This window comes from Cupriavidus sp. LA-1, assembly GCF_055385985.1.
Map to the genome: position 1 here is coordinate 2716443 of NZ_AP031387.1, position 14763 is coordinate 2731205.

The 14763-nt window shown below is 68.6% G+C and carries 16 protein-coding genes; 8 read left to right on the top strand and 8 right to left on the bottom strand.

Annotated elements, in window-relative coordinates; all coding sequences use genetic code 11:
- Positions 1-16 precede the first annotated feature (16 nt).
- Positions 17-643 carry a TetR/AcrR family transcriptional regulator gene (locus ACZ5MJ_RS12700; RefSeq protein ID WP_464219732.1) on the bottom strand — a complete coding sequence of 209 codons (627 nt, stop codon included), beginning with the start codon at positions 641-643 and terminating at the stop codon, positions 17-19.
- 88 nt (positions 644-731) lie between these two features.
- Between ACZ5MJ_RS12700 and ACZ5MJ_RS12705 the strand changes: the two genes are divergently transcribed.
- From ACZ5MJ_RS12705 to ACZ5MJ_RS12715, 3 genes are read left to right on the top strand one after another with little or no spacing between them, the layout of a single operon-like run.
- Positions 732-2300, top strand: coding sequence for a flavin-containing monooxygenase (locus ACZ5MJ_RS12705; RefSeq protein ID WP_464219733.1), 1569 nt, complete (start codon positions 732-734; stop codon positions 2298-2300).
- On the top strand, positions 2297-3280 hold the full coding sequence (locus ACZ5MJ_RS12710; RefSeq protein ID WP_464219735.1) for an alpha/beta fold hydrolase: 984 nt from the start codon (positions 2297-2299) through the stop codon (positions 3278-3280). Before ACZ5MJ_RS12705 ends, ACZ5MJ_RS12710 begins: the two co-directional genes overlap by 4 nt.
- 18 nt (positions 3281-3298) lie before the next feature.
- Entirely contained in the window at positions 3299-4024 is a 726-nt protein-coding gene (locus ACZ5MJ_RS12715; RefSeq protein ID WP_464219737.1) for a Coq4 family protein, read from the top strand.
- Positions 4025-4089: 65 nt separating this feature from the next.
- Here the strand turns inward: ACZ5MJ_RS12715 and ACZ5MJ_RS12720 are convergent, their stop codons facing one another.
- On the bottom strand, positions 4090-4677 hold the full coding sequence (locus ACZ5MJ_RS12720) for a malonic semialdehyde reductase (protein ID WP_432259713.1): 588 nt from the start codon (positions 4675-4677) through the stop codon (positions 4090-4092).
- An 88-nt stretch (positions 4678-4765) separates the two neighbouring features.
- Entirely contained in the window at positions 4766-5704 is a 939-nt protein-coding gene (locus tag ACZ5MJ_RS12725; RefSeq protein ID WP_464219738.1) for a DMT family transporter, read from the bottom strand.
- 91 nt (positions 5705-5795) lie between these two features.
- On the opposite strand from ACZ5MJ_RS12725, the gene ACZ5MJ_RS12730 reads away from it, so the two are divergent.
- Together ACZ5MJ_RS12730 and ACZ5MJ_RS12735 are read left to right on the top strand one after the other, a co-directional pair.
- The gene (locus ACZ5MJ_RS12730; protein WP_464219739.1) at positions 5796-6227 is read left to right on the top strand and encodes a DUF1841 family protein; all 432 of its coding nucleotides are present in this window, start codon (positions 5796-5798) and stop codon (positions 6225-6227) included.
- A 126-nt stretch (positions 6228-6353) separates the two neighbouring features.
- Positions 6354-7646, top strand: coding sequence for a phospholipase A (locus tag ACZ5MJ_RS12735; protein ID WP_464219741.1), 1293 nt, complete (start codon positions 6354-6356; stop codon positions 7644-7646).
- 13 nt (positions 7647-7659) lie between these two features.
- On the opposite strand, the gene ACZ5MJ_RS12740 is transcribed toward ACZ5MJ_RS12735, so the two are convergent.
- Both ACZ5MJ_RS12740 and grpE read right to left on the bottom strand, forming a co-directional pair.
- Positions 7660-8091 carry a thioredoxin family protein gene (locus ACZ5MJ_RS12740; protein ID WP_464219743.1) on the bottom strand — a complete coding sequence of 144 codons (432 nt, stop codon included), beginning with the start codon at positions 8089-8091 and terminating at the stop codon, positions 7660-7662.
- A 104-nt stretch (positions 8092-8195) separates the two neighbouring features.
- A complete protein-coding gene (grpE, locus tag ACZ5MJ_RS12745; protein WP_464219744.1) occupies positions 8196-8765 on the bottom strand; it encodes a nucleotide exchange factor GrpE in 570 nt (189 codons plus the stop codon).
- 275 nt (positions 8766-9040) lie between these two features.
- Between grpE and ACZ5MJ_RS12750 the strand changes: the two genes are divergently transcribed.
- Positions 9041-9214, top strand: a complete 174-nt coding sequence (locus ACZ5MJ_RS12750) for a hypothetical protein (RefSeq protein ID WP_464219745.1) — start codon at positions 9041-9043, stop codon at positions 9212-9214.
- Positions 9215-9279: 65 nt separating this feature from the next.
- Here the strand turns inward: ACZ5MJ_RS12750 and ACZ5MJ_RS12755 are convergent, their stop codons facing one another.
- The 3 genes from ACZ5MJ_RS12755 to hrcA all read right to left on the bottom strand — a co-directional run bounded on the left by ACZ5MJ_RS12755 (position 9280) and on the right by hrcA (position 11928).
- A complete protein-coding gene (locus ACZ5MJ_RS12755) occupies positions 9280-9675 on the bottom strand; it encodes an RNA-binding S4 domain-containing protein (RefSeq protein WP_464219746.1) in 396 nt (131 codons plus the stop codon).
- Positions 9672-10787: a ferrochelatase gene (gene hemH, locus ACZ5MJ_RS12760; protein ID WP_464219748.1), complete on the bottom strand. Its 1116-nt coding sequence runs from the start codon at positions 10785-10787 to the stop codon at positions 9672-9674. The genes ACZ5MJ_RS12755 and hemH overlap by 4 nt, the downstream gene beginning before the upstream one ends.
- 106 nt (positions 10788-10893) lie before the next feature.
- The gene (hrcA, locus tag ACZ5MJ_RS12765; protein ID WP_432259704.1) at positions 10894-11928 is read right to left on the bottom strand and encodes a heat-inducible transcriptional repressor HrcA; all 1035 of its coding nucleotides are present in this window, start codon (positions 11926-11928) and stop codon (positions 10894-10896) included.
- 102 nt (positions 11929-12030) lie between these two features.
- Here hrcA and ACZ5MJ_RS12770 point away from each other — a divergent pair, with 102 nt between their 5' ends.
- A complete protein-coding gene (locus ACZ5MJ_RS12770) occupies positions 12031-12948 on the top strand; it encodes an NAD kinase (protein WP_464219749.1) in 918 nt (305 codons plus the stop codon).
- A 55-nt stretch (positions 12949-13003) separates the two neighbouring features.
- Positions 13004-14755 (top strand): DNA repair protein RecN, encoded by a 1752-nt coding sequence (gene recN / locus ACZ5MJ_RS12775; protein ID WP_464219750.1) that lies wholly within the window; start codon positions 13004-13006, stop codon positions 14753-14755.
- Positions 14756-14763 lie beyond the last annotated feature (8 nt).

Consider the following 14763-nt stretch of genomic DNA (forward strand, 5'->3'; position numbering starts at 1 on the left):
GCCGCAGCCAGCAGCCTTATTCCGGCTCGCGCGCCAGCACCAGCGCCAGCTGCAGCGCGGTGCGCGCGACCACCTCGACATCGGGGGTGTAGCCGTGGCGGATCCAGCGCACGGCGATATGGACCACCCCGCCCGCCACGCCCGCCGCCAGCAGCGGATCGAGCTGGCGCGCCGAAGGCAGCAGGGCTTGCGCCAGCAGCCCGCCGAATTCATCCAGCGAATCCGCCAGCGCCCCGTCGACGTGCTTGCTGACGCCGCGAATTTCCACCAGGAACACCCGCGCCGAACGCGGCTCGCGCTGCAGCGCCCCGAAATAGGCACGCAGCATGGCCAGCGCCCGCTGCTGGCCGTCGCCGCCGGCGCCCTCGCCCGCCAGCGCGAGCGTGTGCAGCAGCCGGTGGGTCACCGTTTGAAACGAAGCCAGCAGCAAGGCCTCGCTGTTGGCGAACGACTCATAGAAATAGCGCTCGGTCAGGCCCGCGGCTTCGCACACGGCCTTGACGGTGGCGTTCTGGTAGCCGCGCTCGCCGTAGACCTGCACAGCCGCGGCAATGAGTTGCGCACGGCGCTGGGCACGCCGCTCCTCGGCTTCGGCGCCACGGTATCGGCGCGCAGGGGTGAGCTCGGTCGTCATGGGCGCCATTATGACATTCCCTATTGTCAGATGACTTGCCGAATCGCTTCTGACAATCTATGTTGTCAGAAGTGCCACCCGTCCGGATGCCCCTGCCATGACCGCCCCCAGTGCCGATGACGCAGTCCTTGATGTCCTGATCGTAGGCGCCGGCCTGTCCGGCATCGGCGCCGCGCGCCAGCTGCAGACGCGCTGCCCGGGCAAGCGCTACGCCATCCTGGAGGCCCGCGAGGCCATGGGCGGCACCTGGGACCTGTTCCGCTACCCGGGCATCCGCTCGGATTCGGACATGTACACGCTGGGCTACCGCTTCAAGCCCTGGCGCGGCGCCAAGGCCATCGCCGACGGGCCGTCGATTCGTGCCTATATCCACGAGACGGCCAAGGAAGCCGGCATTACGTCACATATCCGCTTTGGGCATCGGGTCGTCAGCGCGGCATGGGACAGCGCGCAAGCCTGCTGGACGGTCGAAGCCGAGCGCGCCGCGGACCACAGCCGGCTGCGCCTGCGCTCGCGCTTTCTCTATGTATGCGCGGGCTACTACAGCTATGCCGAGGGCCACCGGCCCAGCTTTGCAGGCGAGGAACAGTTCCGCGGCCGCATGGTGCACCCGCAGTTCTGGGACGAATCGCTCGACTACGCCGGCAAGCGCGTGGTGGTGATCGGCAGCGGCGCCACGGCGGTCACGCTGGTGCCGGCCATGGCGAAAAGCGCGGCGCATGTGACGATGCTGCAGCGCTCGCCCACCTATATCGTGACGCGCCCCGGCGAAGACCCCATCGCCCACAAGCTGCGCCGCGTGCTGCCCGAGCGGCTGGCCTACGCCGCCACGCGCTGGAAAAACGTGCTGCTGGGCATGATGTTCTTCCAGCTCGCACGGCGCCGGCCGGATCGCGTCAAACAGCGCCTGATCGGCATGGCGGCAGCGCAACTGGCGCCGGACTTTGACGTCGGCACCCACTTCACGCCCCGCTACAAGCCGTGGGACCAGCGCCTGTGCCTGGTGCCCGACGGCGACCTGTTCGGCGCGATCCGCGACCGGCGCGCTGAAGTGGTGACCGATACCATCGAACGCTTCACTGAAGACGGCATCGTGCTGGCCAGCGGCAAGACCCTGGCCGCGGATGTCGTGGTGGTGGCCACCGGCCTGAAGCTGAACATGCTGGGCGACATCGCGGTGACAGTGGACGGCCACCCGCGCCGCCCCGCCGAATGCCTGGCTTACAAGGGAATGATGCTGAGCGACGTGCCCAACCTGGTGCTGGCCTTCGGCTACACCAATGCCTCATGGACACTCAAGGCCGACCTCACCGCCGAGTACGTCTGCCGGCTGCTACGATATATGGACCGCCATGGGCACCGCATGGCCGCGCCGCACGCACCCGCTGGCGTGCAGCCGACGCCGTTCCTGGATTTCACCTCCGGCTACGTGAAGCGTGCCGCCGGCGTGCTGCCGCGGCAAGGCGACCGCAAGCCATGGCGCGTGCATCAGAACTACCTGAAAGACCTGCTGACGATCCGGCACGGGCGCATCGCGGACGGCGTGCTGCGCTTCGATGCCCCGCTGCCCGCTCCCCATGCGCAGCGGGACAGCCAGGACACCATGGCCAATGACACGACCAACAACGCGGTGCCGGCCGTTGCCGCCGGCGAGGCGCAATCATGAACATCGTACTGACCATCCTTGCCGTACTGATCGGGCTGTGCCTGCTGCTGGGCGCGTTGCTGTACCTGTTCACGTGGCGTACTGCCCGGCGCATCGAAGCGGCCATGCCACCGCCCGGCCACTTTGTCGAGGTACCCGGCGCGCGCCTGCACGTGGTGGAGCGCGGCCAGGGCCCGGCGGTACTGCTGGTGCACGGCCTGTCAGGCCAGCTCGAGAATTTTGGCTACGGCATGATCGGGCCGCTGGCCGAGAACTTCCGCGTGATCGCCGTCGACCGCCCCGGCGCGGGCTACTCGACGCGCACGCCCGGCAGCGCCGCCGACCTGCCGGCGCAGGCCGATGCCCTTGCCGCGCTGTGCGACAAGCTTGGCCTGGAGCGGCCGCTGGTGGTGGGCCATTCGCTCGGTGGCGCGATTGCGCTGGCGCTGGCCATCCGCCATCCCGGGCGCGTGGGCGGGCTGGCACTGATCGCCCCGCTCACGCACCCGCCCAAGGCGATCTCGCCGGTGTTCAAGGCCATGACCGTGCCGAGCGCGTGGCAGCGCCGGCTGATGGCATGGACATTGATGGTGCCGATGTCGATCCGGCACCGCGCGGAAGTCATGGATATCGTGTTCGGCCCGGATCCGGTGCCGGACGACTTCCCGACGCGCGGCGGCGGCCTGCTGGCACTGCGGCCGCGCCACTTCCTGGCCGCGTCCGAAGACCTGCTCGGCGCCGCGCAAAGCCTGCCGGCAATGCTGGGCCACTACGGCACGCTGCGCGTGCCCGTCAGCGTGCTCTACGGCCGGGAAGACCGCCTCCTGGACTTTGCCGAGCATGGCGAAGCGCTCGTCGCCAAGGTGCCGGGGGCCACGCTGACATTGGTCAGCGGCGGGCATATGCTGCCGGTGACCGCCATCGATACCAGCGTCGAATTCGTGCGCAAGGCCGCCGCGCAGCAGCAAATGTCCGCGCCCGCGCAGGCGCAGTTCGCTTGACCCAAGGAGCCTCCGACCATGGCCGCCTCGACCGCCTCCAACCCCTACAAGCAGGATGTCTTCACCGCGCTCAAGGCCGTTCGCAAGCTGATGGCCAATGGCAATGACACGGAGCAGGTGTTCCGCATCATGCGCGCGCTCAACGGGCCGTCCATGCCCCGCAACTTCAGCCGCCTGCTGAGCACGACCGACGGGCGGCGCATGGTCTACCAGCGCATCGAACTGGCCGAGCGCCTGTCCGATCCGGCCTACGTCGCCAGGTTCGCTCCGGGCACCGTTGGCGCGGCCTATCGCGCGTTCCTGGAACAGACCGGCTACAGCGCCGACGGACTGGCCAAGGTCTCGAACCTGGACCAGGAACCGGTGGTCGAGGACGCCTACATGTGGTTCGGCCGGCGTACGCGCGACATCCACGACATCTGGCATGTGCTCACCGGCTACCGGGCCGACGAAAGCCTTGGCGAGGCCGCGCTGGTGGCGTTCAGCTATGCGCAGACCGGCGGCAAGGGCTGGGCCTTCATCGCCATCGCGGCGTCGCTGAAGAGCCTGCGCGTGAGCGGCAGCCTGGCCTTTGCGCGGGCCGTGCTGGAAGGCTATCGGCTGGGCCGCCGTGCGCAGTGGCTGTTGGGCGAGGATTACGAGAAGCTGCTGCACGAACCGATCGACGCGGCCCGCGCGCGGCTTGGCATTGCCGAGCCGCGCCGCTACCTGGCCTGCAATCCGATGCAGGAATGGACCGCCTGACACCACCGCCTGCCAACAAAAAAGCGACCCCCGGGGGTCGCTTTTTTGCTTGATGCGCAGCGGGCTCAGACGATGCGGCAGGCTTCGTCGAACGACAGGCGCGGGCCGCGCGGGAACAGCTTGTCGGCCACGCCATAGCCCAGGTTGCACAGGAAGTTGACCTTCCACTTGCCGTCCGGGAAGAAGGCCGCGTTGACCTTGTCGGCGTCGAAGCCGCCCATTGGGCCGCAGTCCAGGCCCAGCGCGCGTGCCGCCAGGATGAAGTAGCCGCCTTGCAGCGAGCTGTTCATGAGCGCGTCACGGGCGATCTTCTCATCGTTGCCGGCGTACCAGGAGCGGGCGTCGGCGTGCGGGAACAGCTTGGGCAGCTGGTCGTGGAAGGCGGTGTCGAAGGCGATGATGGCAGTCACCGGCGCCGAGCGGGTCTTGTCGACGTTGCCGGCCGACACGCAGTCCACCAGGCGCGCCTTTTCGGCGGCGCTCTTGACGAACACGATGCGCGCCGGGCTGCTGTTGGCGGCGGTCGGGCCGAACTTCATCGCTTCATAGATCTGGTGCAGCACGGCGTCGTCCACATGGCGGTCCTGCCACACGTTGTGCGTGCGGGCTTCGGAGAACAGCTGCGCCAGTGCGGCGTTGTCGATCTGGGACATGCGCTTCTTTCCTGTACGAGATTTGAGAGAAGCCGCGATTGTACCCAACGGCTTGCGCGGCCCGCGACAGTGCCTTTGAGCAAGCTGTTCAATTCCGTTGCACATCGGCGCGCGCCGGCGCCGGCGCGCTGCCACGGCGGGTCAGCCACAGCACGCCGGCCAGGATCAGCCCGCCGCCGACGGCCTGCGCCGCGCCGACATGCTCGCCCAGCAGCAGCGCGGCCAGCAGCACGGTGACCACCGGTTCCAGCGTCGACAGCATCGAGGCCTGCGCCGCGCCCAGCCGCTGCAGGCCCGCGAAGAAGGTCAGGATCGCCAGCACCGTCGACAGCAGCGCGATGCCCGCCAGCGCCAGCCAGCCGCCGGCAGTGGCCGGGAACTGCGGCGGCATGCCCGCGCCCGTCCGCAGCAGGCCGGCGGCGCCGTAGACCAGCGCCGCCGCGGTGCAGATCACCGTGGTGGTGGCGATCGGGTTGACGCCGGCGGTCACGCGCGCACCGATGATGATGTAGACCGAATAGATCACCGCCGCCGCCAGCCCCAGCGCGATCCCCAGCGGCGAGCCCTCGCCGCCGCCGACGGTCAGCCCGGCGCCCGCCGAGCACAGCACCAGCGCGACCACCGCGGCGGTGGTCAGCCGCTCCTTGAGGAAGACCGCCGCCAGGATCGTCACGAACAGCGGATAGAGGTACAGCAGCAGCGCCACCAGGCTGGCCTGCGCATGGTTGAGCGCGCTGAAGAAGCAGAACGACTGGCCGACATAGCCGATGCCCCCCATCGCCGCCAGCGCCAGCACGCGGCGCCACGGTGGCAGGGCGATGCCGCGCGTGCGCATCACCCACGCCAGCGCCACGGCAGCCAGCGCGAAGCGCACCAGCAGCATCCCGTACACATCCGCGCCGGCCGCGTAGGCAAGGCGCGCGAAGATCGCCATGGCGCCGAAGGCGCTGGCCGAGAGCGCGATCAGCAGCACGCCGGCCAGCTTGTCGCGGGCATGGGCCGTGGCGGTGGAGGGGGAAGCGGTCATCGGGCGGGCGGGAAGTCGGCGATCCCGCATTCTACTTGGCGGGCAGGCGCGGCCAGCGTGGGGCGCGGGCCTCGTTTACAATGTCGCCACCATGTTCAATCCCTCACGAGAAGAAGTCCGCCGGTTCTTCTGCGATGCCTGGCAGAAGCAGATCACAGGCGGCGTACTGACCCCGCTGGAAGCCATCGCCGTCGACTGGATCGGCGAGCACCCCGAGTACCACGACCTGCTGCGCGACGCCGAAGGCGCGCTGGCGCAGGACTACACCCCCGAGCAAGGCCAGACCAACCCCTTCCTGCACCTGTCGATGCACCTGTCGATTTCCGAGCAGGTCTCGGTCGACCAGCCGCGCGGCATCCGCCAGGCCTATGAGGCACTGGCGCGCCGGCTGGACTCGCCGCACGAAGCACAGCACCAGGTGATGGAATGCCTCGGTGAAATGCTGTGGCAGGCACAGCGCACCGGCCAGCCGCCCGACGGCGACCACTACGTCGACTGCGTCAGGCGCCGCGCCAGCCGCTGAGTCCGGTTCGCGTCAGGCGACGCGTACAATTCGTCACAACCGTCCGGCGGGTGCGTGGTAGGCTTTGCGGGTCCGTATTATCCCTAGCTGCGTTGCCGTCACATGGCGGCGCGGTGCCCGCCAGCCATGTCCCGTACTGCCCTTCCCCGCCGGCGCCGCCTGGCTCCCGCCGGCCGTGCCATTGCTCCGCTGTGCCTGTCGCTGATGCTGGCCTGGCCCCTGGCAGGCCATGCCGGCGTGGCGCTGCTGCAGCCGCCGCGCGTGATCGACGGCAACCAGCCGCTGACGCTGACCCTGGTGGTCTCGGCCGACGACGCCACGCGCCGCTACCGCATCCCCGACACACTCGAAGTGACCGCCTCGGGCGACCTGCAGGCGCCCGTGCGGCTGGTGCTGTGGCGCGAGGTCTCGGGCCCGGCCGTGGTCAACCTGCGCCGCGGCGAGCACCGCGCCATCCGCTACACGGCGGCGCTGCCGCCGGCCCTGCGCGGCCAGGTGCGGCTGGATGCCACCGGCATCGACGCCGCGCCGGTCCTGGTAACGCTGAACCGACTGCCGCAGCCGGGAGAATCCGCCACCTCGGCGGCGCCGGTCGCCAGCAAGGCGCCGGCCGCCGACGCTACCGGCACTGCGACTGCCGCCACCGTGCCGGTAAGCCCCGTCACCACCGCAGGCGCCACGGCGCCCGCGCCGGCCGACCTGCGCGACAGCGCCCGGCTCTCGTTCCACGACCCGATGTACTTCATGGTCGGCGCGCATGACGGCGCCAACGCCAAGTTCCAGCTGAGCTTCAAGTACCGCCTGTTCGAAGGCGAGGATCCGGCGTCGAAAAGCCTGCTCGACAACCTGTACGTGGGCTATACCCAGTTCTCGCTCTGGGACCTGTCCGAGCAGTCCAAGCCATTCCGCGACACCAACTACCGGCCCAGCCTGTTCTATTACCTGTCGGATACCGGGGTGAAGAACAAGGCCATCAGCCGGCTGTCGCTGGCGACCGGCCTGGAGCATGAATCCAATGGCCGCGCCGGCGACGATTCGCGCAGCATCAATACGGTCTTCGTCAAGCCGACCTTCTATTTCGGCGACCAGAACGACTGGCACTGGCGTGTTGCGCCCAAGCTCTACGCCTATGTGGAAAAGGGCGAAAACCCTGACATCGCCCACTATCGGGGCTTCATGGACCTCGGCATTGCCTACGGGCGCCCGGACTCATGGGAGTTCTCGGCCACGCTGCGCAAGGGCACGCGCAAGTGGTACGGCAGCGTCGACGCGCAGCTGACCTACCCGATGGCGCGGCTGATCCCGGGCACCGCCGGCTACCTGATGGCGGGCTATTTCGTCGGCTATGGCGAGAGCCTGCTGGACTACAACCGCAAGCTGCCCTGGCAGTTCCGCATCGGCTACGCGCTGTCGCGTTGAACCCGCCGGCGACCTAGCCCGCCAGCGGCTTGCCGCTGGCTTTGAGCCGCGCATTGGCCACCGCCGCGGCAAACTGGCCGTGGCCATGCCAGCCGGTGGCGCGGCCCAGCCTCTTGCCGTTCCGGAAGAACATGAACACGGGAATGCCGTGCAGGCCGAAGCGCCGCCCGAGTTCGGGGTGCGCATAGACGTTGGCGTGCAGCCAGTGCAGTTCCAGCGCCCGGATCGGTCCGGGACTGGCCAGCATGGCCTGCTTGGCCATCTCGCAGTTGAAGCAGTCCACGCCCCAGAAGAACACGCACACCAGCGCATCTCCGGCCTCGGCGATGGCGGCGTCGATGGTGGTGTCATCGACCTCGCGCATGGCGAACGCGCCGAAGGCGCGGTGGTCGGGATGGGCGTCCCGGGACGGCTCGGTTACGCCGGCCGGCGGTTCGGTGCTCATGGTTCGCTCCAGAAAGACGAACGCCCGGGCCAGAGGCACCGGGCGTCAGGTCAGAAGCCGGGGCGGCACGCCGCCGCGTCCCGGCCGCTTGCCCTGGTACCGATTTACTTCGGTGCCGCCACCGTCACCAGTGCCGGCCGCAGTACGCGTTCGGCAATGGTGTAGCCGCGCTGGAGCACGGACACCACGGTGTTGGCCTCCTGTTCCGCGGGCACCATCGAGATGGCCTGGTGGCGGTGCGGGTCGAATTTCTCGCCCACCGGGTTCAGTTCAACGATCTTGCCGCGCTCGAAGGCCGTGGCCAGCTGGCGCGCGGTCAGTTCCACGCCTTCGCGCAGCTTGGCAATATCGCCCGAGCCGTCGGCCAGCGCAGCCTGCAGGCTGTCCATCACCGGCAGCAGGTTGTCGGCAAAGTTCTCGATGGCGAACTTGTGCGCCTTGGCGACATCTTCCTGCGCCCGGCGGCGGATATTCTCGCCTTCGGCAACCGCGCGCATGTACAGGTCGTAGTGCTCGCGCGCCTTGGCTTCCAGGGCGGCCAGCTGGGCCGCCGCATCGTCCACGACAGCGGCTTCCGGCGCGCCGGCCTCCTGGCTGGCGTTGGCGGCGGTGGCCGCCTCGTCGCCCGCGGGCGACGGCGTCTGGGTGGATGGCGTCTGCTTCTGTTCTTCCATGTCGATCCGTATCGATACATTGTCGCGGCCCGCCGAGGGCGCGGCCGCGGGTGGTAAATCGGCGTGTGTCCGGTTCAGGTGGTGGCACGGCGCCGGTTTTCAAGAGTGGCGCCGGCGCGACGCGGAAATACACCGTTACAAAGCGCAGCCATATGCAATCGAGGCCTTATTGCTTTGGCGCAACGCACTCACTAAGATTCTTAGTAAGAAAAATGACAAAAATACCGGGAGCCTTGGAGATGGTTCATTTTTGTGCCTCTTCCGAAAGGTTGGCCATGCATAAGCTGCCAGTCGTGACGCTCTGCCTCGTGGCCGCATTGGCGGTCATGACCGTCTTTATCTGCCTTTCCGGCGCATTCACCCCGCGCGATACGGAGTATGGCAGCGGCAAGGCGGTGTTCAAGCACTACATCGTCCCCATCGTCAGCCAGCAATTCAACCAGGAATAGGCCCCCTGGCATCCAATACCGCTGCGCGGCGGCGCCGGAGTCATCCGGGCCGCCGCGCTGTCGTTTCAGCCCTTGAGGTGATCGATGCGGCGCCGGTCGCGCTTGGTCGGGCGCCCCTGGATCTGTGCCGACGGCTCGGGCTCCAGGCGCCGGCGCTCGGCATCGGCCAGCCGGCGGGACTGGCTTTCGGCACTTTCCTCATACAGCGTCTGCGCCACCGGCGCCGGGCCGCGCGCCGGGGCAATGCCTTTCACTAGCAGTTCCCAGCGCTGCTGGTGCGCTTCCAGCTCGACCTTGTCGCCGGGCTTCACCTCGCGCGAGTTCTTGCAAGGCTGGCCGTTGACAGTCACCTTGCTGCGCTCCACCGCTTCGGCGGCCAGCGAGCGCGTCTTGAAGAAGCGCGCGCACCACAGCCATTTGTCGATGCGCTGGCGCGCACCCGGATCGAAATCCACGTTCATGCCGCCGCCCCCCGAGTCTGCGCGCGTGTGCGCCGCGCTTCCAGTTCATGCGGATGCGGCGTGGCCAGCGGCCAGCCCTGCAGGTGCTGCAGCGCGATCTCCGCCATCGCCGCGACCCACGGCGCGGCATCGTTCATGCACGGAATGAAGTGGAAGTCCTTGCCGCCCGCGACCTTGAATTCAGTCTGCCCTTCCATGGCGATCTCTTCCAGGGTCTCGATGCAATCTGCCGGGAAGCCCGGGCAGAACACATCCACCCGCCCCGCGCCGACCTTGCCCAACTCAGCCAGCGTTGGCGCGGTATAGGGCTGCAGCCATTCCGCTTTGCCAAAACGAGACTGAAACGTCACTTGATACTGCCCAGGCTGCAGGCCCAGCGCCTCGCCCAGCAGGCGGCCGGTCTTCAGGCACTCGCAGTGGTAGGGGTCGCCCAGCTCCAGCGTGCGCCGCGGCACGCCGTGGAACGACAGGATCAGCTTGTCGCCGTGGGCAAAGTCCGGCATGCCGTGCTGCCTCCAGTAGGCGCCGACCTGCTGGTGCAGCGCCGAGATATAGGCCGGGTGGTCATGGAAATGCTTGACCAGCCGCAGTTCGGGCTGGTTGCGCCACTGGCCCAGCACGCGGAACACCTCGTCGAAGGCCGTGGCCGTGGTGGTGCCCGAGTACTGCGGATACATCGGCAGCACCAGCAACTGCTCGCAGCCCTGGCGGCGCAGCGCCTCCAGCACCGAGGCGATCGACGGGTTGCCGTAGCGCATCGCGCACGCAACCGTCACTTCGTGGCCGTGCTGGTGCATCAGCCGCTGCAGCGCATGCGCCTGCCGTTCGCTGTAGACCAGCAGCGGCGAGCCCGTCATATGGGCCTCGCGCAGCCAGATCGATTCGTATTTCAGCGCCGAGGCGCGCGAGCGCAGCGGCAGGATCACCCCGTGCAGCAGCGGCAGCCAGGCCGCGCGCGGGATCTCGACCACGCGCGGGTCCGACAGGAATTCCTTCAGGTAGCGCCCCACCGCCTTGGGCGTGGGGGCATCCGGGGTGCCCAGGTTGACCAGCAGGATCGCCGTGCGCGGCGCCTGGCCGTGCTGGTAGGCCGGTTCGGGAGAAAACGTCATATCGCTTCCGGGTTGGCACGGTGCCGGAGTGGCGCCGGTGCGGCGCACCGGCGATTGCCGCGCTCGGTAGGAATGGAGCCGCAGGTCAGACCGGATCGCCCGACCACTAGTTCTGGCTCAGGGCGCTGGACAGCAGCCGCGCGGTGATGTCGACGATAGGAATCACGCGCTCATAGGCCATGCGCGTGGGGCCGATCACGCCAAGCGTGCCGACGATCTGCCCGTCGACCTCGTACGGGGCGGTGATGACCGCCATGTCTTCGATCGGTACCAGCCGGCTCTCGCCGCCGATAAAGATCTGCACGCCCTGCGCATGGCTGGACACGTCCAGCAGCTGCAGCAGGCTGGTCTTGTGCTCGAACACGTCGAAGAGGCGCCGCAGCTTGTCCATGCTGGAGGCCAGGTCGTCAACTTCCAGCAGCTTGCGCTCGCCGCTGATATAGACGTGGTCGTCGTCCTCGTCCGCGACGGTGCTGCCGGCCTCGACCGCGGCCTGCATCAGCTGCGACATGTCGCGGCGCAGGTCCTGCAGCTCGACCCGCAGGTGGCCGCGCACCGTGTCGAAGCTCATGCCGGCATAGTGCGAGTTGAAGAAATTGGCCGCCTCGATCAGCTGGGCCGGCGTGTACGGCAGTTCGGTCTGGATGATGCGGTTCTGCACGTCGCCCTCGGGGCTGACGATGATCAGCAGGATGCGCTTGTCCGACAGCCGCATGAATTCGATCTGCCGGAACGCCTGCGCTCGGCGCGGCGTCATCACCACCCCGGCAAAGTGCGACAGGTTGGACAGCGTGCGCGCGGCCGCCGTGATCATGCGCTGCGGCCCCAGTTGCTGGCCGCCAAGCTGGTCCTGGATCTGGCCGGTCAGCTCGGCCAGGTCGGCGTTGCGCTCGAGCGGCTTGGCCGTCAGCATCGAATCGACGAACAGGCGGTAGCCGCGCGGCGTCGGAATCCGGCCGGCGGAGGTGTGCGGACTGGAAATGAAACCCATTTCCTCCAGATCGGACATCACATTGCGGATCGTCGCCGGCGACAGGTCCAGCCCCGAGTACTTCGACAGGGTGCGGGAACCGACCGGCTGGCCTTCGGCGATGTAGCGCTCGATCAGGGTCTTGAGCAGGGTTTTGGAACGTTCATCCATGATGCCCCGATTTTACGCAAGTTTTGGACCTTCTGGCGCCCGGCCCGGGTGGCCTGCCGGCGCCTGCTGACAACCGTCACGGCGGTATGGTCTAATCCCGGCATGTCCGCCCCCCCCAAAGCCAGCGCCGTGCGCACTCCGTTCAAGACCGTCGCCCTGGTGGGCCGGTACTCCACCGCCGGCATCGAAGGGCCGCTGGAGGAGATCGCCTCCTATATCCTGCGCAACGGCCAGGATGTCGTGTTCGAGCGCGAGACCGCGCTGGCCACCGGGCTGACCGGCTACCCTGCCCTGTCAGCCGAGGAGATCGGCCGGCAGGCCGACGTGGCCGTGGTGCTGGGCGGCGATGGCACGCTGCTGGGCATCGCCCGCCAGCTCGCCGGCCACAACGTGCCGTTGATCGGCGTCAACCACGGGCGGCTGGGCTTCATGACCGATATTGCCCTCGACGACGCGCATACGGTGCTGCCCGACATGCTCGACGGCCGCTACGAGGCCGAGACCCGCCTGCTGCTGGAATCGCGCGTGGTACGCGACGACATGGACATTTTTTCAGCGCTGGCGCTGAACGACGTGGTGGTGAACCGCTCTGGCATCTCCGGCATGGTCGAACTCGCGGTGTCGGTGGACGGCAACTTCATGTACAACCAGAGGTCCGACGGCCTGATCGTGTCGACCGCCACCGGCTCGACCGCCTATGCCCTGTCCGCCGGCGGCCCGATCCTGCATCCGACGCTGTCGGGCGTGGTGCTGGTGCCGATCGCCCCGCACGCGCTGTCGAACCGGCCGATCGTGCTGCCGCACGATGCCGAGGTCACCATCGAAGTGGCCAGCGCGCGCGATGCCAGCGTCAACTTCGACATGCAGTCGCTGACCTCGCTGCTGCCGGGCGACCGCATTGTGGTGCGGCGCTCGGACAAGACCATCAACCTGCTGCACCCGGTCGGCTACAACTACTACGCCACGCTGCGCAAGAAGTTGCACTGGCACGAGTTTCCGTCCGAAGACAACCGCCTCTGAGCCGCCCCTCAAGCCTCAGCCCGAACCCATCGGACCGACTACCTTCCACGCCACGATGCTGCGCAGCCTGTCCATCCGTGATTTCGTCATCGTCGATACGCTCGACCTGGACTTCGCCTCCGGCTTTACCGTCTTCACCGGCGAGACCGGCGCCGGCAAGTCGATCCTGATCGATGCCCTGGCACTGGTGCTGGGCGAGCGCGCCGACGCCGGCGTGGTGCGCGAAGGCGCGCCGCGCGCCAGTGTCAGCGCCACCTTCTCGACCCACCCCGCGCTGGACGCCTGGCTGGCCGAGCGCGAGCTCAACAGCGAAGAAGACGGCGGCGTGCCGACCGTGCTGCTGCGCCGGACGGTCGATGCCGGCGGCCGCAGCAAGGCCTTTATCAACGGCGCCGCCGCGACCCTGGCACAGCTGCGCGAAGTCGGCGACCAGCTGGTTGACATCCACGGCCAGCACGCGCACCAGCTGCTGCTGCGCCCCGATGCGCAGCGGCTCTTGTTCGACGCCCACGCCGGCCTGACGCAACAGGCCGGCGCCGTGGCCGAGGCCTGGCGCGCGTGGCGCGCCTGCGTGCGCCAGCGCGAGGCGGTGGAACACCAGTCGCGCGAAATGCAGCTCGAGCGCGAGCGTCTCGAATGGCAGGTCGGCGAACTGGACAAGCTCAACCCGCAGCCGGGCGAGTGGGAAGAGATCCAGTCCGAGTACAACCGGCTGTCGCACGCCGCCGGCCTGATCGACGGCAGCCGTGCCGCGCTCGAGGCGCTGTCCGAGGCCGACGGCTCGGTGCTGTCGGCGCTGAATACCATCGTCCACAAGCTGCAGCAACTGGCCGATGTCGATCCCGCCCTGCGCGACGTGCTGGCCGCGCTCGAGCCCGCCCAAGTGCAGGCCGAGGAAGCCGCGCACTCGCTCACGCGCTATGTCGACCGGCTCGAACTCGACCCCGAGCGGCTGCAAGCCGTGGAAGAACGCATGCAGGCGCTGCACGCCACCGCGCGCAAGTACCGCCTGCCGCCCGAGCATCTGCCCGACGAGCTGCTCGCGCGCCGCCAGCAGCTCGACGACCTGCAGGCCGCGCAGGACCTGAACAAGGTGATGGCGCGCGAGGCCGCGGCCAAGGCCGCCTACCTGACGCTGGCGCAGCATCTCAGCCACGCCCGCAATACCGCCGCGCAGGCGCTGTCCGCCGCGGTCACCGACGCCATGCAGGGCTTGTCGATGGCCGGCGGCAGCTTTGTCGCCGCGCTCAACCCGCTCGACGAAGGCCAGAGCTACGGGCTCGAGCAGGTCGAGTTCCTGGTGGCCGGCCACGCCGGCGTGAGCGCGCGGCCGCTGGCCCGGGTGGCCTCCGGCGGCGAACTGGCGCGCATCAGCCTGGCGATCTCGGTGATCACCAGCGAAGCCTCGCCCACGCCCACACTGATCTTCGACGAGGTCGATACCGGCATTGGCGGCGCGGTGGCCGAGGTGGTCGGCCGGCGCCTGCAGGAACTGGGCCGCGCGCGCCAGGTGCTGTGCGTGACCCACCTGCCGCAAGTGGCGGCACAAGCGGGCACGCACCTGCTGGTCAGCAAGGAGACCACCGCCGAGGGCGACGGCTCGGTGACGCGCTCGCGCATCCGGGTGCTGGACCCCGCCGGCCGCGTGGTCGAGACCGCGCGCATGCTGGGCGGCGCCACCGTCACGGCCACGACGCTGCAACATGCGCAAGAGATGCTCTCGCAGGGCATGGCCGACAACCCGGGCAGCCAGCCCGCGCGCGCTGGCAAGGACGCCAGGCGCAGCCGCCGCGCCGCCGCCGGCTGACGGGTCCG